This is a genomic window from Streptomyces sp. NPDC102279 (assembly GCF_044766365.1).
Taxonomy (GTDB): domain Bacteria; phylum Actinomycetota; class Actinomycetes; order Streptomycetales; family Streptomycetaceae; genus Streptomyces.
Map to the genome: position 1 here is coordinate 484595 of NZ_JBIWLU010000008.1, position 23327 is coordinate 507921.

At 71.4% G+C, this 23327-nt stretch carries 19 protein-coding genes; 9 read left to right on the forward strand and 10 right to left on the reverse strand.

Annotated elements, in window-relative coordinates; all coding sequences use genetic code 11:
* Positions 1-457: 457 nt before the first annotated feature.
* Positions 458-1024 (forward strand): DJ-1/PfpI family protein, encoded by a 567-nt coding sequence (locus ACIRQH_RS23250; RefSeq protein ID WP_081217619.1) that lies wholly within the window; start codon positions 458-460, stop codon positions 1022-1024.
* A 69-nt stretch (positions 1025-1093) separates the two neighbouring features.
* Here the strand turns inward: ACIRQH_RS23250 and ACIRQH_RS23255 are convergent, their stop codons facing one another.
* Positions 1094-1759: an HAD family hydrolase gene (locus tag ACIRQH_RS23255; protein WP_358815087.1), complete on the reverse strand. Its 666-nt coding sequence runs from the start codon at positions 1757-1759 to the stop codon at positions 1094-1096.
* Positions 1760-1806: 47 nt separating this feature from the next.
* The gene (locus ACIRQH_RS23260; protein ID WP_388866432.1) at positions 1807-2322 is read right to left on the reverse strand and encodes a DUF6912 family protein; all 516 of its coding nucleotides are present in this window, start codon (positions 2320-2322) and stop codon (positions 1807-1809) included.
* A gap of 342 nt (positions 2323-2664) precedes the next feature.
* Here ACIRQH_RS23260 and ACIRQH_RS23265 point away from each other — a divergent pair, with 342 nt between their 5' ends.
* Positions 2665-3225 carry an Rv3235 family protein gene (locus tag ACIRQH_RS23265; protein ID WP_358815089.1) on the forward strand — a complete coding sequence of 187 codons (561 nt, stop codon included), beginning with the start codon at positions 2665-2667 and terminating at the stop codon, positions 3223-3225.
* Positions 3226-3407: 182 nt separating this feature from the next.
* Here ACIRQH_RS23265 and secA read toward each other — a convergent pair whose 3' ends face one another.
* Positions 3408-6251, reverse strand: a complete 2844-nt coding sequence (secA, locus tag ACIRQH_RS23270) for a preprotein translocase subunit SecA (protein WP_358815090.1) — start codon at positions 6249-6251, stop codon at positions 3408-3410.
* Positions 6252-6495: 244 nt separating this feature from the next.
* Here secA and ACIRQH_RS23275 point away from each other — a divergent pair, with 244 nt between their 5' ends.
* Together ACIRQH_RS23275 and ACIRQH_RS23280 are read left to right on the forward strand one after the other, a co-directional pair.
* The gene (locus ACIRQH_RS23275) at positions 6496-7062 is read left to right on the forward strand and encodes a GNAT family N-acetyltransferase (RefSeq protein ID WP_358815091.1); all 567 of its coding nucleotides are present in this window, start codon (positions 6496-6498) and stop codon (positions 7060-7062) included.
* A 144-nt stretch (positions 7063-7206) separates the two neighbouring features.
* A complete protein-coding gene (locus ACIRQH_RS23280; protein WP_358815092.1) occupies positions 7207-8460 on the forward strand; it encodes a DNA glycosylase AlkZ-like family protein in 1254 nt (417 codons plus the stop codon).
* Positions 8461-8511: 51 nt separating this feature from the next.
* Here ACIRQH_RS23280 and ACIRQH_RS23285 read toward each other — a convergent pair whose 3' ends face one another.
* The 7 genes from ACIRQH_RS23285 to mtnA form a co-directional block, all read right to left on the reverse strand.
* Entirely contained in the window at positions 8512-9258 is a 747-nt protein-coding gene (locus ACIRQH_RS23285) for a response regulator transcription factor (RefSeq protein WP_355862707.1), read from the reverse strand.
* A gap of 215 nt (positions 9259-9473) precedes the next feature.
* Positions 9474-10166, reverse strand: a complete 693-nt coding sequence (gene hpf, locus ACIRQH_RS23290; protein WP_388866438.1) for a ribosome hibernation-promoting factor, HPF/YfiA family — start codon at positions 10164-10166, stop codon at positions 9474-9476.
* 314 nt (positions 10167-10480) lie between these two features.
* On the reverse strand, positions 10481-11407 hold the full coding sequence (locus tag ACIRQH_RS23295; protein ID WP_388866441.1) for a ComF family protein: 927 nt from the start codon (positions 11405-11407) through the stop codon (positions 10481-10483).
* Between the two features lie 235 nt (positions 11408-11642).
* Positions 11643-13499 carry an LpqB family beta-propeller domain-containing protein gene (locus ACIRQH_RS23300; RefSeq protein ID WP_404226918.1) on the reverse strand — a complete coding sequence of 619 codons (1857 nt, stop codon included), beginning with the start codon at positions 13497-13499 and terminating at the stop codon, positions 11643-11645.
* Complete coding sequence (gene mtrB / locus ACIRQH_RS23305) at positions 13474-15579, reverse strand: MtrAB system histidine kinase MtrB (protein WP_404226919.1); 2106 nt, start codon at positions 15577-15579, stop codon at positions 13474-13476. The genes ACIRQH_RS23300 and mtrB overlap by 26 nt, the downstream gene beginning before the upstream one ends.
* 1 nt (position 15580) lies before the next feature.
* Positions 15581-16270, reverse strand: a complete 690-nt coding sequence (gene mtrA / locus ACIRQH_RS23310) for a two-component system response regulator MtrA (protein WP_193791570.1) — start codon at positions 16268-16270, stop codon at positions 15581-15583.
* Between the two features lie 8 nt (positions 16271-16278).
* The gene (mtnA, locus tag ACIRQH_RS23315) at positions 16279-17424 is read right to left on the reverse strand and encodes an S-methyl-5-thioribose-1-phosphate isomerase (protein WP_358815096.1); all 1146 of its coding nucleotides are present in this window, start codon (positions 17422-17424) and stop codon (positions 16279-16281) included.
* A 141-nt stretch (positions 17425-17565) separates the two neighbouring features.
* Here mtnA and ACIRQH_RS23320 point away from each other — a divergent pair, with 141 nt between their 5' ends.
* Genes ACIRQH_RS23320 through ACIRQH_RS23340 form a run of 5 tightly spaced genes read left to right on the forward strand, consistent with a single transcriptional unit; the run spans position 17566 to position 23161 of the window.
* Entirely contained in the window at positions 17566-18900 is a 1335-nt protein-coding gene (locus ACIRQH_RS23320) for a hypothetical protein (protein WP_404226920.1), read from the forward strand.
* Between the two features lie 34 nt (positions 18901-18934).
* Entirely contained in the window at positions 18935-19660 is a 726-nt protein-coding gene (locus ACIRQH_RS23325; protein WP_404226921.1) for a DUF4129 domain-containing protein, read from the forward strand.
* A complete protein-coding gene (locus ACIRQH_RS23330; protein WP_404226922.1) occupies positions 19657-20853 on the forward strand; it encodes a DUF4350 domain-containing protein in 1197 nt (398 codons plus the stop codon). Before ACIRQH_RS23325 ends, ACIRQH_RS23330 begins: the two co-directional genes overlap by 4 nt.
* Entirely contained in the window at positions 20850-21851 is a 1002-nt protein-coding gene (locus tag ACIRQH_RS23335; protein WP_404226923.1) for an AAA family ATPase, read from the forward strand. Before ACIRQH_RS23330 ends, ACIRQH_RS23335 begins: the two co-directional genes overlap by 4 nt.
* Positions 21851-23161 carry a DUF58 domain-containing protein gene (locus ACIRQH_RS23340; RefSeq protein ID WP_404226924.1) on the forward strand — a complete coding sequence of 437 codons (1311 nt, stop codon included), beginning with the start codon at positions 21851-21853 and terminating at the stop codon, positions 23159-23161. The genes ACIRQH_RS23335 and ACIRQH_RS23340 overlap by 1 nt, the downstream gene beginning before the upstream one ends.
* The last annotated feature ends 166 nt before the right edge of the window (positions 23162-23327 follow it).

The window sequence follows — 23327 nt, forward strand, 5'->3', positions numbered from 1 at the left end:
ACGGAGTGCGGTGCCGTCGGCGCTGGCGGCTCTCCCGCCCGCGCACACGGCGTTCGCCGTCATCCCGTCCCGCTCACGAAGATCAGCGACTGGCGCCCGGTCACGGATGTCGTCCGTGCGCTCCGGGCGCGGGGCAGGGGCGACGATGCCCCCGCGAGATATCGCGCTGATCACGCCACCAGGCTATCCCCCTTCACCCGGGGGTCGTCATGAGCCGTATGTGTACAAAACCAGGGGGGGAACTTTGACACTATGCACAGGGACGAATGGGGCGAGGACGTGCAGTGGCGGCGGACTGCGGGCTACCGTCGTACTACGGACGGTGTTCCGCGGCGGCCGGACCCCGGAGCGGCGCTCCAAGGAGCGCGCGGCCCCTTGGCAAGTCCCTCCCCCGGAGGCAGGTTGACCGGGACGACCGAACGGAACGCCTGAGCACGGCCGACGGGAGCGCAGCACCATGGCAGCGAAGATCCTGATTGTCACCGGCGACGCGGCGGAGTCACTGGAGGTCCTGTACCCCTACCAGCGGCTGCGCGAGGAGGGCTACGAGGTCCACATCGCCGCCCCCGAGCAGAAGAAGCTCCGGTTCGTGGTCCACGACTTCGAGCCCGGCTTCGACACCTACACCGAGAAGCCCGGCTACACCTGGCCGGCCGACCTCGCGTTCGCGGACGTCGACCCGGGCGCGTACGTCGCGCTCGTCATCCCCGGCGGACGTGCTCCGGAGTACCTGCGCAACGACCCCGAGCTCCGGAAGATCCTCAAGTCGTTCTTCGACGCGGACAAGCCGGTGGCCCAGATCTGCCACGGTCCCCTGCTGACCGCGGCGGTCGACAGCCTGCGCGGCCGCCGCGTCACGGCGTACCCCGCGCTGGAGCTCGACATGCAGGCGGCGGGCGCGACCTTCCAGGACGCGGAGGCCGTCGTCGACGGCACCCTCGTCTCCGCCCGCGCCTGGCCCGACCACTCGGCCTGGATGCGCGAGTTCCTGACGGTGCTGCGGGCTAAGGCTCCCGTGACCTGACGTGTCCCGACGGCCCGGGCGCGACGTCTCACGCCCGGGCCTCACGGACCTGTCGGGCCCTCGGGTCGCTCAGGCCGCGAGGCGCTGCGCCTCCTCGACGGCTTCCTCCAGGCTGTCCACGACCGGGACGCCCACCAGCTCCAGGCTGGCGCGACTGTGCGAGCCGCCGGTGTAGAGCACCGCTCCGGCTCCCACGTGCCGGGCGGCGACCGCGTCGTCGGCGGCGTCCCCGATCACCACCACACGGGACGGGTCGACCCCCGCGAGGGCCGTGAGGTGTCGCACCATGTGCTCCGCCTTGCTGCCCCCGGATGGCCCGGTGCGCCCGTCCACCCGGACGAAGTGCGGCTCGATCCCGAAGCCCCGCACCAGCGGCACCAGTTCCTCGTGCACGTACATGCTCAGCAGCGACTGGCTGCGGCCCGCCGCTCCCCAGCCGGCGAGCAGCGAGGGCACCCCGTCGGTCAGTCCGCAGGCCACGCGGTGCTCCGCGTAGTACCGGTGGAAGGTGTCGTCCATGACCTGCCACTCGGCGTCCGTGGGCAGCCGCCCCATCAGCCGCTCGTAGAACTTCGGCACGGGCACGCAGTACATCGCCCGGTACCGCTCCAGCGTGATCGACTCGAGTCCCAGCTCGGCGAACGCGGCGTTCGTCGCCCCGATGATCGCGTCATTGTCGTGGAACAGCGTGCCGTTCCAGTCCCAGACGATGTGCGCGTTTTCTGGCTTCCCCATACACAGAAACGTACCCGTCCCCACCGACAACGCCACACCCCACGGGGCTACTCGCCCTGCCCCACGAGGTTGGGGATCTCCTGCCTGGCGAACCACAGCAGTTCGTGGTCCTCGGCCCCGTCGACGACGAACTGCGCGTCGTCGTCCCCCATGTCCGCGGCACCGAGAGCCTCAGCGGCCGCGGTGACGTCCTTCTCGGCGTCCGGGGCGTCGACGTGGACGGCGGCGACCTTGGCCAGCGGCACGGCCTGCGAGACCCGCACCTCGCCGAGCGCGGCCGGGTCGAGCCCCCGGTCGGGATCGACGGCCGCGGCACGGTCGGGCACGTCTACGGCGACGACGACCCGGCGCCGTACGGCCCCGGGGTCCACGGCCACGAGCCGCAGCGAGGCCAGCGCTGCACGGTTCAGCGCCGCGTACTCCAGTTCCTCGATGTCGTCGGAGACGTACCACTCGCGCAGCGCGGGGGTGACGGCGTACGCGGCGAACGGTCCCGCCTCCAGTTCTCCCGTCCTGTACGCCTCGGCGAGACCGGAGAGGGTCAGAGGGACGTAGACGCGCATGGTGGCCGCTTTCGTAGTCGGGGGCTCCGGGGATTCGCGGTCCGCGGGCTCCGGGGAGGGCGGTCCCGCGCCTCCGGGGAAGGCCTTCAGGATACGTGCGGGCGTCCCCTTTCGAGTCCCCGGCCGCCCCTTCCGGAGCGTCCACCCCGGTCCCGAGATTCACCCGGTACCGCCCTTGGCCCGTGGGGGTTCCCGACCGCCCGGCAACCCTGATAGGTGAACTCTCGGGGGGCTCCGACGCGCGCCCGTCCTCCTTGCGAGGGCCCTCCCCCGCCTCGTACAAGATCCCCAACAGCAGGTTACCGACCGGTATGAACCGGTCCGGAGGAACGGGGACGGCACATGAACAAGGTGATGACCAGGACCAGGCGCCATCCGGGCGGCCGGCCGCCGGGCCGCCAGGACTCGCGCCGCCCCGGGAACACCCCGCCCCGCGCGCCGGGCGCAGGAACGCCCGCCGGGCCCCCTGGCGGCAGCCCGCCGCAGGACCCGGCCCCCTCGGCGGCATCGTCCGCCGTGCGCGCCCCGGAGGGGGCCCGTGGCGGAGTACGGCCAGCGACACGGCCCCGGCCCACCGACGTCTTCGCAGAGAAGCTGCTGGCCGTGCTGAGCGGCACCCGTCCCGTCCACTGCATGCTGCGGCACACCGCGGGCCGCGCGTACGACGAACTGGTCTGGCTCGCCGAACGCGGTGCCCTGCGCGCCCGCGGCACCCGCCCCGTCATCCGGGACATCGGCTACTACGTCGCCCGCCCCGGCGCCGTGGAGGCCTTCGCCCGCATCGGCGCCGGCGACCAGCTGCGCGCCATGGCCTTCCGTCTGGAACAGGGCCCCGACCTGCGCTGGCGCTGCACGGCGATCGAACTGGGCGGCCCCCGCATGCCCCACCGCGACGACGACTGACGACGCAACCGGCGCGAGCGGGCGGCGAGACCTCGGACAGCGGGTGCAGGGGCCTCACGCGTGCGTGGCGCCCGAGCACGGTGCGCGGGAACGCCGGAAGGGCCGGGCACCTGGGTGCCCGGCCCTTCCGAGGTACTACCGGTCGCGCGCTCCGGCTGTCACCGGCGCCGCGCGACCCTCACTCACTTCTTGCGGCGACGCGCGCCGCCCTTCTGCTGCTTGCGGCGCTCCGCGCGCGTGAGGCCGTCCGCCTCGGAGCGCACGGGCTCGTCGTCGTGGGTGAAGTCGCCCTCGATGACACCACCCTCACCGTCGACGCTCGGGGCGGAGAAGTGCAGGCGGTCCGGCCGCTGCGGGGCGTCGAGCCCCTTGGCGCGGATCTCGGGCCGCACCGCGCCCGCGGGAACGGCGTCCTGCTTGTCCAGGGACGGCGCCGAGTCCGTGATCTCGACCTCCTCGACCTGCTGCTCGACCTGGACCTCCAGGTTGAACAGGTAGCCGACGGACTCCTCCTTGATGCCGTCCATCATGGCGCTGAACATGTCGAAGCCCTCGCGCTGGTACTCCACGAGCGGGTCCTTCTGGGCCATCGCGCGCAGGCCGATGCCCTCCTGGAGGTAGTCCATCTCGTAGAGGTGCTCGCGCCACTTGCGGTCCAGGACCGACAGCACGACCCGGCGCTCCAGCTCACGCATGATCTCGGAGCCGAGCTGCTCCTCGCGGGCCGCGTACTGGTCGTGGATGTCGTCCTTGATGGACTCGGAGATGAACTCGGCGGTCAGACCGGAACGGTCACCGGCGGTGTCCTCCAGCTCGTCCACGGTGACCTTCACCGGGTAGAGCTGCCGGAAGGCGCCCCACAGCCGGTCGAGGTCCCACTCCTCGGCGAAGCCGTCGGCGGTCTCGGCCGCGATGTAGGCGTCGATCGTGTCGCCCATGAAGTGCTGGATCTGCTCCTGCAGGTCCTCGCCCTGCAGGACGCGGCGGCGCTCGCCGTAGATGACCTCGCGCTGCCGGTTCAGCACCTCGTCGTACTTCAGGACGTTCTTACGCGTCTCGAAGTTCTGCTGCTCGACCTGCGACTGGGCCGACGCGATCGCGCGCGTGACCATCTTGTTCTCGATCGGCACGTCGTCCGGCACGTTCGCCATCGACATGACGCGCTCGACCATCTGCGCCTTGAACAGACGCATCAGGTCGTCGCCCAGGGACAGGTAGAACCGGGACTCGCCCGGGTCGCCCTGACGGCCGGAACGACCGCGCAGCTGGTTGTCGATACGGCGCGACTCGTGCCGCTCGGTGCCGAGGACGTACAGGCCGCCGAGGTCCTTGACCTCTTCGAACTCGGCCTTGACCGCCTGCTCGGCCTTCTCCAGGGCGGCGGGCAGTGCCGCGGCCCACTCCTCGATGTGCTCCTCGGGGTCGAGACCGCGCTGCCGCAGGTCCGCCTCGGCGAGGTCGTCCGGGTTGCCGCCGAGCTTGATGTCCGTACCGCGGCCCGCCATGTTCGTGGCGACGGTGACGGCGCCCTTGCGGCCCGCCTGCGCGATGATCGGCGCCTCACGGTCGTGCTGCTTGGCGTTCAGCACCTCGTGCTGGACACCGCGCTTGGAGAGCTGCTGCGAGAGGTACTCGGACTTCTCGACCGACGTCGTACCGACGAGGATCGGCTGGCCCTTCTCGTGCTTCTCGACGATGTCGTCGACGACCGCCTCGAACTTCGCGACCTCGGTGCGGTAGATCAGGTCGGACTGGTCCAGGCGGACCATCGGCCGGTTGGTCGGGATCGGGACGACGCCCAGCTTGTAGATCTGGTGGAACTCGGCGGCCTCGGTCATCGCCGTACCCGTCATGCCGGACAGGCCCGGCAGCTCCTTCTCCTGCTGGTCGTGGCGCTTGTAGAGGCGGAAGAAGTTCTGCAGGGTGATCGTGGCGAGCGTCTGGTTCTCGTCCTTGATGTCCACCCCTTCCTTCGCCTCGATCGCCTGGTGCATGCCCTCGTTGTAGCGGCGGCCGGCGAGGATACGGCCGGTGTGCTCGTCGACGATCATGACTTCGCCGTCGATGACGACGTAGTCCTTGTCCTTCTTGAACAGTTCCTTGGCCTTGATGGCGTTGTTCAGGTAACCGACGAGCGGGGTGTTCACCGACTCGTAGAGGTTGTCGATGCCCAGCCAGTCCTCGACCTTGGCGACACCGGGCTCGTGGATGGCGACGGTGCGCTTCTTCTCGTCGACCTCGTAGTCACCGGTCTCCTCGATGCCCTTGAGGGGGTTGCCGGGCTCGCCCTTCTTGAGGCGGGTGACCAGCTTGGCGAAGTCGCCGTACCACTTGGTCGCCTGGTCGGCCGGGCCGGAGATGATCAGCGGCGTACGGGCCTCGTCGACGAGGATGGAGTCGACCTCGTCGACGATGGCGAAGTTGTGGCCGCGCTGGACGAGTTCGTCCTGGGCCCACGCCATGTTGTCGCGCAGGTAGTCGAAGCCGAACTCGTTGTTCGTGCCGTACGTGATGTCGCACGCGTACTGCTCACGACGCTGGGCCGGGGTCATGTTGGCGAGGATGCAGCCGACCTCCAGCCCGAGGAACTTGTGGACGCGGCCCATCATTTCGGAGTCGCGCTCGGCCAGGTAGTCGTTGACCGTGATGAGGTGGACACCCTTGCCGGAAAGGGCGTTCAGGTACGCGGGCAGGGTGCCGACGAGCGTCTTGCCCTCACCGGTCTTCATCTCCGCGACATAGCCGAGGTGCAGCGCGGCGCCGCCCATCATCTGCACGTCGTAGTGACGCTGGCCAAGGACGCGCTTGGCCGCCTCACGGACCGTGGCGAACGCCTCGGGCAGCAGGTCGTCGAGGCTTTCGCCGTCGGCGTAACGCTGCTTGTACTCATCGGTGAGGGCCCTCAGCTCGGCGTCGGAGAGGTCGACGAAGTCCTCTTCGATGGAGTTGACCTGGTCCGCGATGCGGTGCAGCTTGCGCAGGATCTTGCCTTCGCCTGCACGCATGATCTTCGAGAGGACGGACACGGGGGTTTGTCTCCTTGCCGGTCGGGCCTGGGACGGTCGGTTTCAATGACAGATTCAAATCACAGCTTGAGCAACGGCCATCGTAAGCGAGGACCACACCGCGTCGGGAGGTCTGCCTGCGACAGCCACTAGGACAACGGGCAGGTGCTGCCGAAGGTGCCGCGTTAACCCAGCGAAAAGTAACGAACTGCTCACTCACCGCAAAGGAATGGCGTCCTTACGGCTCCCCGAGCAGAATCGGCCGATGGACCCCGTCACCCTGACCACCGACCGTCTCGTCCTGCGCGCCGTGGGGGTGGAGGACACCGACGCCGTTTTCGACGCCGTCCAGGACCCCGACATCCAGCGGTGGACCACGATCCCGTCCCCTTATCTCCGCGAGCACGCGACGGGCTTCACGGACCAGATGGTGCCCGAGGGGTGGGCCGACGGTTCCGCCTTCACCTTCGGGGTCTTCCTGCCCTCCGGGGAGCTGGTGGCCATGGTCGCCATCACCATGCGGTCCCTCGGGGTCGGCGAGATCGGTTTCTGGGCGGCCAAGGAGCACCGGGGCAACGGCTATGTCACCGAAGCCTCCGTCGCCGTGTCCCGGTGGGCCTTCACGGACGTGTCCGTCGACCGCGTCGAATGGCGGGCCGAGGTCGGCAACAGCGGCTCCCGCGCGGTAGCCGAGAAGGCCGGCTTCACCATCGAGGGCACCCTCCGTTCCGCGATCAACAACAAGGGCGTCCGCAGGGACTGCTGGGTCGGCTCGCTGCTCCCCTCGGACCTGGGGCTGCCGTCGACGGGCCCGTACCTGCCGGCCCGCTGACGCCCGCGCGGTTCGCCGAGTCCGCCGGGTTCCGCCGGGTCCCTCAGACCGGTCGTCCCGGCCGCCGGACGGAGACGTCTGGCTTCGGCGGCACGCTCGCCGGAGCGGGGCCCGATTGTCAGTGCCACGGCCTACCGTGAGGGCATGACGAGTCTCCCGCGTCCCCTCACCGAACTCTCCGCGGACGAAGCCCGCCGCATCGTGCTGCGGGCTCAGGGCTTCCTGGGCGCCCCGGACCGCAGGGCAGGCGTCCGCGGGGTCCTGCGGCACCTCGGCGCGGTGCAGCTCGACACGATCTCCGTCCTCGCCCGCTCGCACGAACTCGTGCCGTACGCCCGGCTCGGCGCCGTCGGCCGCAAGACCGTCGAGAAGGCGTACTGGTCGTCGTCCGGCTCGGCCGACGCGCCCCCGGCACCGCACGCCTTCGAGTACTGGTCGCACGCGGCCTGCATCCTGCCCGTCGAGGAGTGGCCGCACTTCGCCTTCCGCCGCCGCGCCTACCGCGCCCGCCCGCACTGGAACCACGAACTGCCGGACGGCACGTACGACCAGGTCGTCAAGCAGCTCCGCGCCGAAGGCCCCCTCACGGCCACGGACTTGGGCGGCGCGAAGAAGACCAGCGAGTGGTGGGACTGGTCGGGCACCAAGGTCGCCGTCGAGCGCGCGCTGATGTACGGCGAGGTGGTGTGCGTGGAGCGGCGCGGCTGGAAGCGGGTGTACGACCTCGCGGAGCGCGCCGTCCCGGCGTCCCTTCTGCATGACGACCTGGACGACGCCGAGTGCCTGCGCCGTCTCGTCCGGCTCGCGGGCCAGGCGCTCGGCGTCGGCACCCGCGCGGACATCGCTGACTACCACCGGCTGCGGGGCGAGCAGGTCGACGCGGTGATCGCGGACTCCGGCCTCGTCCCGGTGACGGTGGAGGGCTGGGGCAGGCCCGTGGCGGTGAAGGGCGGCGCCAGGGGACTAGGCGCACGCCCCGCGGCGGACGCGTGGGCGGACCCGGCGGCGCTGGCGACGGTCCCGCGCGGCCGCCACCGTACGACGCTGCTGTCGCCGTTCGACTCCCTCATCTGGGAGCGGGCGCGCACGGAACGCATCTTCGACTTCACGCACCGGCTGGAGGCGTACACGCCCAAACCGAAGCGGATCCACGGCTACTTCGCCATGCCGGTCCTCGCCGGCGGCCGGCTGGTCGGGCGGGTGGACCCGGCGCGGGAGGGCAGCACCCTGGTCGCCAAGCAGGTCACGGTGGACGGCGTCCGGGCGGTGCCCGCGGTGGCCCAGGCCCTGGTGGAGGCCGCGAGCTGGGTGGACTGCACGGACGTGCGGGTCGAGCGGGTGGACGCCCCGCAGCTGCGCGACGCCCTCGACACGGAGATCACGCGCCTTCTCGGCTGAGACCTGGCGCTGACGGGGGCCCGGGGGCGGGCCCCCGCCTCCGGGCAGGCCTCAGCGAATTTCGAGGATCTTCTCGCGCATCGCGTACACCACGGCCTCCATCCTGGAGTGCAGCTGCAGTTTCTCCAGGATGTTGCGGACGTGGTTCTTCACGGTGTTCTCGGAGATGAACAACTGCTTGGCGATATCGCGGTTGTTCATTCCCGTGGCCACGAGTTTGAGGACTTCCAGCTCCCGCTCGGTGAGCCGGGGCGCGGGCACCAGCCGGCGCTCGTCGGTCCGCTGGATCATCGACTTGAACTCGGTGAGGAGTTTCGACGCCATCGAGGGGCTGATCTGCGACTGGCCGTCGGCCACCGCGCGAATGGCGGTGGCCACCTCGTCCGTGGAGATCTCCTTGAGGAGATATCCGGTCGCGCCCGCCTTGATCGCGTCGTAGAGGTCGGCCTCCTCGTCGCTGATCGTCAGCATGATGATCTTCGCGCTGGGGGCCACCTCCTTGATGGAGGTGCACGCCTCGATACCGCCGCGCTTGGGCATCCGAACGTCCATCAGCACGATGTCGGGCAGGAGGTCGGCGGCCTTGTCGACCGCCTCCGCCCCGTCGCCCGCCTCGCCGACGACCTGGATGTCCTCCTCGGCCGCGAGCACGATCTCCAGACCGCGGCGGAAGAGGGCGTGGTCGTCCACGACGAGGACCCTGATCGGTTCCTTGCGTGGAGAGCCCACGTCCGGGCCCGGGGCGACCACGCCGTGGTCGGCGTCCCGGTCACGCATCGGTCCGAAGCTGTCCGCCATCGTTCCTCCCCCTGAAGGCCGTGGCCTGTGTTTCCGTGCCATCGCCAACCCAAGGCAACGGCCCACCGGTTGGGCCGGTGCGGCCATGATTCCATGCCGGGACGGCAATGCGGTGTCGGAGCGGGGCGCGAAGGGGTCGCACACCGGTGCCCCCGGGGGCGCACACGCGCTTCCAGGGGCACCGGATCGGCTGATCTGCTGCCATAGGGGCGGGGTCAGCCGCCGAGCGCACCGCCCGGCGCGTCCGCTCCGCCCTGGGTGACCATCGGGTCCGTGCTGAGGTGGATGACGCCGTAGTCGTAGGCGTGCCGTCGGTAGACGACACTGGGCTCCTTCGTCTCGGAGTCGACGAAGAGGTAGAAGTCGTGCCCGACCAGCTCCATCTCGTAGAGCGCCTGGTCGAGTGTCATCGGGGCGGCCACATGGGTCTTCTCGCGGACGACACAGGGGCCCTCGCCCATGATCTCGAGGGAACCGATCTTCTTGGTCGGCACGGCGTCCTGGTCCCCATCGTGGACGACGCTGCCGTTGCCGTTCAGGGTCGCGGCACCAGGGACGTGGTCGGCGACCTCGGCCGCCGGGATCCTGCCGTTGCCACGTCGGGTGTAGCGCTTGTCGTGCTGCTTGCGCAGCCGGGCCTCAAGCTTGTCCGCGGCCAGGTCGAGTGCTGCATACGCGTCGCTCGCCGCTGCCTCCGCCCGGATCACCGGTCCGCGGGAGTGGAGCGTGATCTCCACCCGGTCACAGCGGTCGGCCTGTCGGGGGTTCGGCTCCTTGGAGACCTCGACGTCGAGGCTGATCACCTTGCCATCGAGCTTCTGGATCTTCTCCAGCTTCAGCTTCTCGGCCACGTGCTTGCGGAACCGCTCGGGCACCTCGGTCTTGCGGCCCTTGACGACGATGTCCACGCAGAACTCCGTTCCCGGATAGCCCCGCTCCACTGGCGGAGCATCTCCCTTTTGCACCAGGTTCCGGTGAGCACCGGAACCTCGGACTCGGTGACGTTCACCTCCTCCTCCCCCGAGGACAAGATCTCCACCCCACCGATGCGGGTGATTCAAAAAACCCGCGGCACGGCATTCGGGTTCGCGAGGCCCGGCCTGCGCCATTGCCTCACAACCGAACATATCTCGCCCGGACGGATGTCGTCACCCTCTACTGCGGCGTACCTCCGTTCAGGTGAATTGACCGGGTCATTACCTGCAACGATGCAAGTTCTTGGTCAGTTCCGGTTTATTTCGAAAGCGTCCGGTGGTGCGGCGACCACGGCCGAGTAGACCGTGTCACCGTGCGTCCCTCTGACCTGCTCTCTACCCACGATTCGCCCGTCCACTTCCGGTAGTTCCGGCCTCTCTCGCGCCCCGTGCACACCCTCCGCCGCCGCCTGTGCCACCCGCAGCGCCCGCGCCGCCTCCGTCAACGAGGCGCCCGTCGTCATCAGGTCGTCCACCAGCACCACCCGGCCCCCCTCGGCCAGCAACCGCGCGCCGCCGGCCACGACCTCCAGGGCGCCGGCCAGATTGTCCAGCCGCTGCCGGGAGTTCAGCCCCGACTGGTCGGCCACCGACCTCCGTTGCCGCAGGACGCCGAGCACCCGCGCGGGTGTCCCCGTCCGCCGCAGCTCGCCCGCTGCGGCAAGCGCGATCCGCCGCGCCGGATCGTGTCCGCGGGCCCGGACCGCCCTCCGCGCCGACGGCACGGGCACCAGCAGGACAGGCTTGTCTCCCTGCCCCGCGCCGCGGATGCTTTCGCCGTCGCGTTCGAGCCACTCCCGCTCGCACCCCGCTTCCCCTTTCCCGCGCCTCAGCCGCCCCTGCGAAGCCACGGGCCGCCCGGCCGGACCGGGACGTCGCGCCGCCTCCAGAGCGGCCCGCACAGCCCCCGCCAGGGCTGCGCCCAGTGGTGCCGCCAGGCCCAGCGCACCGCGCTCCTTGTGAGCGAGCAGTGCGGCCCGCACCTCGTCCGCGTAGGGAGCGGCCGCGTGCACCGCCGGCAGGCCGGCCGGTTCCGGCACCGGTCGCACCCGGCTCGGCGCGGCCCCGATCAGGGCGGCACGGCACTCGGCACAGAGCACCGCGCGAGGCCTTCCGCAGCCCCCGCACTCGGCCGGCAGCACCAGATCCGTGAGGTCCTGCCACCACCCCCGCATGGCCACCACTGTGCCAACGCCCGGCCCACTCGGCCACCCCTGTGGACAACTGCCTGTGGACAACTCCGAGGCCTGCTCGTGCGCGGCGACGGCGGAGGGGACCGGAGGGACCTGTGGTCCTGCGTCCGCCCGGCGGAGAGCCTCGGGAACGCCGCGCGGACCGCCCGGAACGCGGGTGGGCCCGCCCGGAGAACCGGGCGGGCCCACTGCCGGAAATTGCCGGGAATCCTGCCGACTAGCCGGGATAGACCGGTGCCGTTCCGTCCTGGACGATCTTCTGCCACTGCTCCCCCGCCGACAGCCGCACGATCCCGTCCGTCTCCGACTGCGCCACCAGCGGCAGCGTCTCGTCCTCGGACGCGGCGATCTCCTTGACGTTGGCGAGCGCGGAGGGCGCGGTGGCCGGCGGGGTGGAGCCGTCGACCTGGACGTAGCGCATCTGCTGCACGCCGCCCTTCTCGCTGCCGACGACCACGAGCCGGCTGTCCCCGGCCCAGGACATGGCCGTGACCTCCTCCAGCTGGGGGGCCACCATGCGCGTGTTGACGACGTCGGCGCCGACCGGCTCGTCCCCGGTGGACCGGTCGATGCGCCCGATCTGCAGCGAGCTCTTGCCGTCCTTCTCCACGATCAGCGCGATCCGCACCCCGTCGGCGGCCACCCGCACCGCCTCGATGCGCCCGTCGACCAACGGCGTCTGGACGACGACGGGCTCGCCCGCACCCTTGCGCAGCAACAGCAGGCGAGGCTTCTTCGGGTCGCGGTCGGCCACCCACAGGTCGCCCCGGGCATCCCAGCTGGGCGTCGTCAGCCGGTCGGCCGCGGTGCTGCCCTGGCTCCGCAGCACCGGCTCGCCGAGCGAACCGCCCGACACCAGCGACCCGACGTACAGGTTCCGGCCGTCGGCCGACACCCCTGCCGCGCTGGTCTCGTCCCGGGACACCGCGGCCGCCCGCAGCTTCTTGACGCCCTCACCCAGCGCTCCGGGCACCGGCTCGGGGTTCTTGTCGCGGTCGCCACCGTCCATCCGCACGAGCCGTTGCTCGCGGTCGATGAAGTACTGGTCCTCCGACTGGCGGCCCGTACCGTGCGAGGCGACTCCCGCGGCCTGCTCCTTGTTCTGCACGCAGAGCTGCGAGCCGTCCGACCTCTGCAGCTCCACCTCGTCGACGCCGGTCGGCGTCAGATTCGTCAGCGTGAGCAGGAGTTGGGCGGCCATCCGTTCGCACTGGGCGTTCCCGACGTGGTCGGCCTCGCTGTTCAGCGGCACCGTCACCCTGTTGCGGTCGTCGGTCGACAGGGAGGTCTCGGCGCTCTTCAGGTCCGTGCCCGTGGGGAAGCTCGACGTGACCTCCGGGTCCAGCCACTTCGTGGGCCCCCGCAGCAGCGCCCGCACGATCTGCGTCATCGGGTCCACCTGCGCGCGCACGAAGACGGGGTCCGCGACCGTCGCCAGCGGACGGCCGGCCCCGGAGGTGCCGTTCGACGCGTAGTAGTACTTGTTGACGGAGACGTAGTTGCGCTGGAAGTCGGACGAGCCCATGACCACGCCGGGAGGCAGGCTTTCGATGCGCCACTGCTTGTTCTTCAGCTTGGTCAGGCGCACCGAGCCGTTGTACGAGCCGGCCCCCGGTTCGTAGGCGTGCCGTTCGTCCACGCCCGCGACCCGGGTGCCGTTGAGCCGGAACTGGACATCCCGCGTGCCGTCCTTGGTGTCCGTCGGCACCATCACCGGGTCCGGCGCGTCGTCGAGCACGGTGGTGGAGTCGTACGGGTCCCACGACTTGCGCGCGCCGTCCGTGAGGTATTTGCCGGCCGTCTCGTAGTTCGCGTCGTCACTCGTGAGCGCCTCGAGGAAGCCCTGCACGATCTCGTCCGCCGAGGCGCCGGAACGCGGCGGGATGGCGTAGACGCGGACCTGGGAGTCCTGTCGCGGCGTGGACTCCACCTGCCGCAGGTCTCCGCTGTCCGGCATCGACGCACACCCTGCCAGCAGCAGGGCCCCACAGCTCGCGTACGCCATGACGCGCACCGGACGGCGTCCGCGGACGCCGTTCCCCCCGCGGTCAGCGCCCACGGAATACCTCCCCATGTCCGAACTCCTCCGGCGTCCTGCCGTCCCGCCCCAGCTCCGGCCCGCCCTGTTCCCGGCCGCCCTGCTCGGGACCGGCCTGTTCCCGGCCGCTCCCGGACGTCTCTTCCTGACGGCGTACGGACCCGGTGGGCCGAGGTACCACGCGCGAGCCGTTGCCCGGCAGCGCCGTCGGATCGGCCGTCGGCGACCCGGCCGGGCGGGGCGCTATGGACCCCCGCTGCGGCGTGGTCCCGCCCACCGGCTGCTGTACGGGCACGGTGGCGAGCTTGGCACCGCCGCCGTGCGGCAGACCGGCGTCGTCGAGTCCGCGGTTGCGCCGCGAGTCCTTGGGCTCCAGCGGTATCGGCGATCCCCTGAGGGGCTCGTCGGCCGTCCGCGGCAGGGTCAGCCGGAACTGTGAACCGCCGCCCGGCTCGCCCCAGGCCTGCAGCCAGCCGCCGTGCAGCCGCGCGTCCTCCAGGGCGATCGACAGCCCGAGGCCGGTGCCGCCGGTGGTCCGCGCGCGTGCCGGGTCGGCTCGCCAGAAGCGGCTGAACACCCGGGTCGCCTCGCCGGGCTTGAGCCCGACGCCGTAGTCACGGACGGCGATCGCGACCGCTCCGCCCGCCGCGGCGAGCTTGACGACGACGTCCTTGCCCTCGCCGTGCTCCACGGCGTTGACGACGAGGTTGCGCAGCACGCGCTCGACCCGCCGGGCGTCCGCCTCAGCTATCAGCGGCTGCTGGTCGCCGACGACCCGTATGTGCGTGCCCTTGCGCTCGGCGAGCGGCTCGGCTCCGCCGACCACCCGTCGTACGACGTCCCGGAGGTCGATCGCGTCGGCCTCCAGGGCCGCCGCGCCCGCGTCGAACCGGCTGATCTCCAGCAGGTCGGCGAGGAGCGTCTCGAAGCGGTCCAGCTGGTCGGCGAGCAGTTCGGCCGACCGCGCGGTCATCGGATCGAAGTCCCCGCGCGCGTCGTGGATGACGTCGGCCGCCATCCGGACGGTCGTCAGGGGCGTCCGCAGTTCGTGCGACACGTCGGAGACGAACCGCCGCTGCATACGCGACAGGTCCTCCAGCTGCTGGATCTTCAGCTGGAGGTTCTGCGCCATCTTGTTGAAGGCCTCGCCGAGCCGCGCGATGTCGTCCTCGCCGGTGACCTTCATCCGTTCCTGGAGGCGTCCGGCGGAGAGCCGCTCGGCGATCCCGGCCGCCATCCGCACCGGTGTGACGACCTGGCGCACCACGAGCCAGGCGATGGCCCCGAGGAGCACCACGACGAAGAGCCCGGCCGTCGCAAGGGTTCCCTTGACGAGGCTCAGCGACTTCTCCTCCTGCGTCAGCGGGAAGAGGTAGTACAGCTGGTACGCGTCGCCGTTGGGGTCGCTGAGCTGTTTGCCGATGACCAGGGCGGGCTGCGACGCGCGGCCGTCCTTGTAGACGACCCGGGTGTAGCTCTGCTGGGCGGCGCTACTGCTGTCGATCCGGGCGCGCAGGTTCTCCGGCACGCTCACCGTGGGGTCGACGCGCCCCGAACCGCGCGGTGCGAGACCGGCGCCGTTGTGGCCCGAGGGGGTCGAGTTGAGGGTGACGACGTCGAACGCGCCCTGGCCACCGCTGGACAGGGACACGATGAGATCGGTCATCCACTGGGTGACGTTCTTCGACGACCGGCTGGTCGCGGCCACACCGTCGTCGCCGTTCGCCGTCACCGTCGAGTCGGCGCCGCGCTTGGCCGCCGCGAAACCGCCGGTGGCCTGGCTCTGCGAGGCCTTCACCTTGGCGTCCAGCAGGCCGTTGCGGACCTGCCCGATCACGACGAAGCCGAGCAGCAGTACGACGCCGAGCGACATGAGCAGCGTCGTCGCGACGATCTTGAGCTGGATGTTGCGCCGCCACAGCCGCATCACGGGCAGCAGCGGACGGCGCACCCAGCGTATGAGGAGCCTCAGGACCGGGCTGCCCTGGACCCCGCCCTGGAGCAGCCCGCCCTCGAACAGGCGTCCCCAGCCGGAGCCCGTCATTTTCCGGCCGACAGGCCGCCCCGTACGTTCCCCCTGCTCAGCGGGCGCCGAAGCGGCACTGTCACGGGTCATGTCAGCTCGGTCCTGCCTTGTAACCGACACCACGGACGGTCACCACGATCTCGGGCCGCTCCGGGTCCTTCTCGACCTTGGAGCGCAGCCGCTGGACATGGACATTGACCAGCCGGGTGTCCGCCGCGTGCCGGTATCCCCACACCTGCTCCAGCAGGACCTCACGCGTGAACACCTGCCACGGCTTGCGGGCCAGTGCGACCAGCAGGTCGAACTCCAGCGGCGTCAGCGCGATCGACAGGCCCTCCCGTTTCACGGAGTGACCGGCGACGTCGATGACGAGATCACCGATGGAGAGCTGTTCGGGTGCCGGCTCCTCCGAACGGCGCAGCCGCGCCCTGATCCGCGCCACCAGCTCCTTTGGCTTGAACGGCTTCACGATGTAGTCGTCGGCGCCCGACTCGAGGCCGACCACGACATCGACGGTGTCGCTCTTCGCCGTGAGCATCACGATCGGCACCCCGGACTCCGCCCTGATCAGGCGGCACACCTCGATGCCGTCCCGTCCGGGCAGCATCAGGTCCAGGAGCACCAGATCGGGCTTGGTCTCGCGGAAAGCGGCCAGCGCCTTGTCGCCGTCGGCTACGAAAGACGGCTCAAAACCTTCACCACGCAACACGATGCCGAGCATCTCGGCCAGTGCGGTGTCGTCATCGACGACAAGGACTCGTCCCTTCATAAACGACATCATCCCATTAACTAAATCGTTACCTGGCGTGACAAGTCACACAGCTCGGCGAGAGCCTCAGCCGTCACGGGCGACACAACGCCCTCTTCGGTGACGATCGCCGTGATCAACTCCGGCGGCGTCACGTCGAACGCCGGGTTGTACGCCTGGGTCCCCAGGGGTGCCACAGGTATACCGCCTCCTGACTCCGCGCCCGCCATCGGCACCTGCGGCGCTGTGATCTCCGTCACTTCATGACCCGGTCGCTGCTCCACCTCGATGGACGCCCCGTCCGGCGTGTCCGGGTCGATGGACGTCACCGGCGCCACCACGATGAACGGCACGTGGTGGTACTTGGCCAGCACCGCGAGCGGATAGCTCCCCACCTTGTTCGCCACCGAACCGTCGGCCGCGATCCGGTCGGCCCCGACCAGCACCGCGTCCACCTCCCCGGACGCGAACAGTGAGCCGGCCGCGCTGTCCGTGAGCAGCGTGTAGGCCATGCCGTTGCGCGCGGCCTCGTACGCCGTCAGCCGGGCGCCCTGCAGCAGCGGCCGCGTCTCGTCGACCCAGAGCCGCCGCAACTGACCGGCCCGGTGCGCCGCGAGCGCCACGGCGAAGGCGGTGCCCTCCCCTCCGGACACCAGCGCCCCGGTGTTGCAGTGCGTGAGCACCCGGTGCCCGCCGCCCGGCAGCAGCTCGTCGAGCAGCGCGAGACCGTGTCCGGCCATCCGCGCGCTCGCCTCGGCGTCCTCCCGGTGCAGCGCCCGCGCCGCGGTCAGCGCCGCCGCCGCGGCCTCCTCCTGGTCGCCGCCGGCGGACAGCGCGGCCTGATGCGCCGCCTGCGCCCTGCGGACACCGGAGGAGAGGTTCACCGCGGTGGGCCGGGCGCCGGCCAGATCCCGGGCCGCGTCCCCCACGTCGAAGCCGCGTACGGCGGCGAGCGCGACGCCGTACGCCCCGGCGATCCCCAGCAGGGGCGCCCCGCGCACGGCGAGCGTCCGGATCGCCTCCACCAGCGCGGGGGCGTCGGTGCACACCAGCTCGACCTCTTCGGCCGGCAGCCTGGTCTGGTCGAGAAGGACCACGACAGGTCCTTCGGGCGGCTCGTGCCAGCGGATCGCGGGTATCTCCGTCGGTCCGCCGTCCTCGCGGGATTGCGCGTAGTGATCAGCCATCCGCCCAGTCTGCCCCGTACCCGGCGGACAATTGAAGGTGTCCAGCTCATACAGGGGCCGGTCACCTGCCGGGCAGGCCGTGGCACGATGGCTGCCAACCTGCCGCCGCGACCGCGGAACGGGCACCGTGAAGGAGCGACGATGAACGACACTCCGGGCTGGGCGTCGCCCGGATCCGCCCCCTCCGACGGACAGGAGCCGGGCTCCACCGGCACCGCGCAGCCCACGGAGCAGCCCACGGACCCGGCCGGTACGAACCAGCCCCAACAGCCTCCGAAGTGGTCCACGGAGCAGCCCCCGCCCGGCCAGTGGTCCGCTCCCGGCCCGCAGGTACCCGGACAGACGCCACCACCGCCCGCGCCCGGCCCGGCCTGGGGCGGCCGGCACCCCGGCGCACCCGGCGGCTGGGGAGCACCCGGCCAGGGCTACGGCGGCCCCGGTGGCCCGGCCGGCTGGGGCAGCAACTGGGGCGGTCCGCCGCCCGCCGCCAAGCCCGGCGTGATCCCGCTGCGCCCGCTCGGCGTCGGCGAGATCCTCGACGGCGCCGTGTCCACGATGCGCACCTACTGGCGCACCGTGCTGGGTATCTCGCTGACCGTCGCCGTGATCACGGAGATCGCGGTCATCCTGCTCCAGGGCTTCTTCCTGAACGACACCGAGGGCTCCGACGCCCTCAGCGACCCGAGCGCCACCGTCGGCGAGCTGACCCAGGCCCTCGGCAACACGATGCTCAGCTCCGGTGTCGTCCTGCTCATCACCCTGCTCGGCACCATCGTCGCGACGGCCCTGCTCACCTCGGTCACCAGCCGCGCGGTGCTCGGCAAGCCGGTCACCACCGGCGAGGCCTGGCGGGACGCCCGACCCCAGCTGCTGCGCCTGTCCGGCCTGACCCTCCTGCTGCCCGTCATCGCCATCCTGATCGTCGGCGTCGGCACCCTGCCCGGCGTGCTCGTCGGCGTGGCCGGCTCGGGGGACGCCGGCGCGGCACTCGCCGTCCTCGGCGGCCTCGCCGCGGCCGTCGTCGCCATCTGGCTGATGGTCCGCTTCTCGCTCTCCTCGCCCGCCCTGATGCTGGAGAAGCAGGGCATCGTGAAGTCGATGAACCGCTCCGCGAAGCTCGTCCGCGGCTCCTGGTGGCGGGTCTTCGGCATCCAGCTGCTGGCCACGATCATCGCCAACATCGTGGCGTCGATCGTCGTCATCCCCTTCGCCCTCCTCGCCGCGGCCCTGAGCGGCGAGGGCTTCAGCGGCCTGCTCGACAGCAGCGGCGGCGACATCGGCTGGACGTTCCTCATCGTCAGCGGCATCGGCTCGGTGATCGGCTCCATGCTCACCCTCCCGATCAGCGCGGGCGTCACGGTGCTCCTGTACATCGACCAGCGCATCCGCCGCGAGGCTCTCGACCTCGACCTGGCCCGCGCCGCCGGCGTGCCGGACTACGGCACCGAGCCCTCCGGCACCACACCGGGGAGCTGATGCGGTGAACGGGGCGGGGGGAGCCTTCACAGCAGTGCTCGCAGGACCACACACCGGTGCCACAGCCGTGCTCGCACTGGCGCGCGGCGACGCGCCACCGGTGACGACACCGCGCGACCCCGCGCGGGAGGCGGCCAGACGCGAGCTGTCCAAGCGGATGTACCACGAGAACGACCCGGGCCTGATCCAGCGCGCCCTGAACGCCTTCTGGGACTGGGTCGACAAGCTGTTCGGCGCCGCCTCCACCGCGACACCCGGCGGAACGCTCGGCCTCGTCGTCATCGTCCTCGCCGTACTGGCGGTCCTGGGCGCCCTCTGGTGGCGCCTGGGAACTCCGCGCCGCACTCCCGTCCCGTCCGCCACCCTGTTCGACGACCGCCCGAGGAGCGCGGCGGAACACCGCGCCGCGGCCGAGGCCCACGCGGCCCAGGGCCACTGGAACCAGGCCGTCCAGGAACGGATGCGCGCCGTCGTCCGCTCCCTGGAGGAACGCGCCCTGCTCGACCCGCGCCCCGGCCGCACCGCCGACGAGGCCGCCGCGGAGGCGAGCCGGACGCTGCCGGACCACACGGACCGACTGCGCGCGGCCGCACGGGACTTCGACGACGTCACGTACGGCGGCCGCACCGGCGACCGACGCGCGTACCAGCACCTCACCGAACTGGACCGTGACCTGGAGCGCACCCGGCCCGTCCTCACGAACAGCGCCCACAGCGACCGGAACACGAACGCGACCACCCGCCGGGGCGCCGCCTCATGACCGAGGCCACTCTCATCCCCACCTCGACCTCGGCCTCGCCCACCCCCCGCCAGGTGTGGACCCGCACGCGCGGAGTCGTCCTCGCCCTCGTCGTCCTCCTGATCGCCGCCGTCGTGATCGCCGTGGTCCGCTCGGACTCCCGGCACGGCCGCCTCGACCCGCGCTCCGCCGACCCCCTCGGCAGCCGGGCCGTCGCCGAACTCCTCGCCGATCAAGGCGTCTCCACCCGCGTGGTGAGCACCCTCGGGCAGGCCCGTGCCGCCGCCGGCCCGGACAGCACCCTGGTGATCGCCGTCCCGGACCTCCTGACCAGACGTCAGCAGGCCCTTCTGCGCGCGGCGACGGCGAACTCCGACGGCCGCACCGTCCTGATCGCCCCCGGCCGGCCCTCCGTCGGCACCCTCGCCCCCGGCGTGTCCGCCGACCCCGCGGTCAGCTTCGACTCGACGCTCGCCCCCGACTGCACGCTTCCCGCCGCCCGGCGGGCGGGCAGCGCCGACACGGGCGGCGTCCGCTACACCACCACCGCCCCGGGCGCCGACGCCTGCTACCCCAGCGACGGACAGCCCACCCTCCTGCGCCTCCCCGCCCGCTCGGGGAGCGGCGACACCGTCGTCCTCGGCGCCCCCGACATCCTCTACAACGAACGTCTCGACGAGCACGGCAACGCCTCGCTCGCCCTCCAACTCCTCGGCTCCCGCTCCCACCTGGTCTGGTACCTCCCCTCGCTCTCCGACACCTCGGCCACCGACGCGGGCGACCGGAGCTTCTTCGACCTGCTCCCCTCGGGCTGGCTCTGGGGCACACTGCAGCTCTTCGTCGCGGCAGCCCTGGCCGCCCTGTGGCGGGCACGACGACTGGGCCCCCTCGTACCCGAACGACTCCCCGTGGCGATCCGGGCCTCCGAAACCGTCGAAGGCCGCGCCCGTCTCTACCGCAAGGCCAACGCCCGCGACCGAGCGGCCACCGCTCTGCGCTCCACCACCCGCACCCGCCTCGCCCCCCTCGTCGGCGTCCCCCCGGCCCAGGCACACACGCCCGAGGCCCTGCTCCCCGCCCTGTCCGCCCACCTCGACGGCGACGGCCAGGCCCTGCACCAACTCCTCTTCGGGCCACCGCCGCACGACGACGCAGCCCTCATCTCCCTCGCCGACCAACTCGACGCCCTCGCAAGAGAGGTACGCCATTCATGATGGACCCGACCACTGACAAAGCCGGATACGCCGGACATTCCGAGGATGCGAGCACCGCCCGCGCGTCTCTGGAGTCCCTGCGCGCCGAGATCGCCAAAGCCGTGGTCGGCCAGGACCCCGCCGTCACCGGCCTCGTCGTCGCCCTCCTCTGCCGCGGGCACGTCCTTCTCGAAGGCGTCCCGGGAGTGGCCAAGACGCTGCTGGTCCGCGCTCTGGCATCCGCACTCGAACTCGACACCAAGCGCGTCCAGTTCACCCCCGACCTGATGCCGAGCGACATCACCGGCTCCCTCGTCTACGACGCCCGCACCGCCGAGTTCTCCTTCCAGCCCGGCCCGGTCTTCACCAACCTGCTGCTGGCCGACGAGATCAACCGCACGCCCCCGAAGACCCAGGCGTCCCTGCTGGAAGCCATGGAGGAACGCCAGGTCACGGTCGACGGCACCCCCCGGCCGCTCCCCGAGCCCTTCCTCGTCGCCGCGACACAGAACCCGGTCGAGTACGAGGGCACGTATCCCCTCCCCGAAGCCCAACTGGACCGCTTCCTCCTGAAGCTGACGATCCCGCTGCCCAGCCGGCAGGACGAGATCGCCGTCCTCACCCGGCACACCGACGGCTTCAACCCCCGCGACCTACGCGCCGCCGGCCTGCGCCCCGTCGCGAGCCCCGCCGACCTCGAGGCCGCCCGCGCCGCCGTCGCCAAAACGACGGTCTCCCCGGAGATCACCGGCTACGTCGTCGACATCTGCCGCGCCACCCGCGAGTCGCCGTCCCTCTCGCTCGGCGTCTCACCGCGTGGCGCGACGGCCCTCCTCGCCACCGCCCGCGCCTGGGCCTGGCTGACCGGCCGCGACTACGTCATCCCCGACGACGTGAAGGCCCTCGCCCTCCCCACTCTCCGCCACCGCGTCCAACTGCGCCCCGAAGCAGAGATGGAGGGCGTGACGGCCGACTCCGTCATCAACGCGATCCTCACCCACGTCCCTGTCCCCCGCTGATGGCGTTCACCGGACGCGCCGCTCTCCTCGCGGCGCTCGGCGCACTCCCCGTCGGCATCTGGGAGCCGAGCTGGACGGGCATCCTCGCGGTGAACGCCCCGCTGGCCCTGGCCTGCGCCTGCGACGCCGCCCTCGCGGCCCCCGTACGGCGCCTCGGCCTGACACGCTCCGGCGACACCTCGGTACGCCTCGGTGAATCCGCTGACGTCACCCTCACCGTCACCAATTCCTCGGGTCGCCCGCTGCGCGCCCACCTCCGGGACGCCTGGCCGCCGAGCAGTTGGGAACCGGGCACCGAGGTCACGTCCTCCCGGCACCGCCTGACCGTGCCCGCGGGCGAACGCCGCCGTGTGACGACCCGTCTGCGCCCCACCCGCCGCGGCGACCGCCAGGCGGACCGCGTCACCATCCGCTCGTACGGCCCCCTGGGCCTCTTCGCCCGCCAGGGCAACCACAAGGTCCCCTGGTCCGTACGCGTCCTGCCCCCCTTCACCAGCCGGAAGCACCTTCCCTCCAAACTGGCCCGGCTCCGCGAACTGGACGGCCGCACCAGCGTGCTGACCCGTGGTGAGGGAACCGAGTTCGACAGCCTGCGCGAGTACGTTCCCGGCGACGACACCCGTTCCATCGACTGGCGCGCGACAGCCCGCCGGACCACGGTCGCCGTACGCACCTGGCGCCCCGAGCGCGACCGGCACATCCTCCTGGTCCTCGACACCGGCCGCACCTCGGCCGGGCGGGTCGGCGACGCCCCACGCCTGGACGCCTCGATGGACGCGGCCCTGCTGCTCGCCGCCCTGGCCTCCCGCGCCGGCGACCGCGTCGACCTCCTCGCCTACGACCGCCGCGTCCGCGCCCTCGTCCAGGGCCGCGCGGCCGGCGATGTCCTCCCGTCGCTGGTCAACGCGATGGCGGGCCTCGAACCCGAGCTGGTCGAGACGGACGCTCGCGGCCTGGCCGCCATCGCTCTTCGCACGGCCCCGCGCCGCTCCTTGATCGTGCTTCTGACGAGCCTCGACGCGGCGCCCGTCGAGGAGGGCCTGCTCCCCGTCCTCTCCGGTCTCACCCAGCGCCATACGGTCCTGGTGGCGTCGGTCGCCGATCCGTACATCGCCCGTATGGCGAAGGCCCGCGGAAACACGGAAGCGGTCTACGAGGCAGCGGCGGCGGCCCAGGCGCAGACAGAACGTCATCGCACGGCCGAACAGTTGCGGCGCCGCGGAGTCACCGTCGTCGACGCGACCCCGGACGATCTGGCGCCGGCCCTGGCAGACGCATACCTGGCCCTGAAGGCTGCGGGCCGACTGTAGAAGCCGGCGCAACCGGACAACGAAAAAGGGGCGGGCTCCTTTCGGAGACCGCCCCTCGATAATTACTTCGAAACGCAGAAAACCCCCGTACCGGTATCCCCGGTACGGGGGTTTTCTCAAAACTTGTTCGGCGGCGTCCTACTCTCCCACAGGGTCCCCCCTGCAG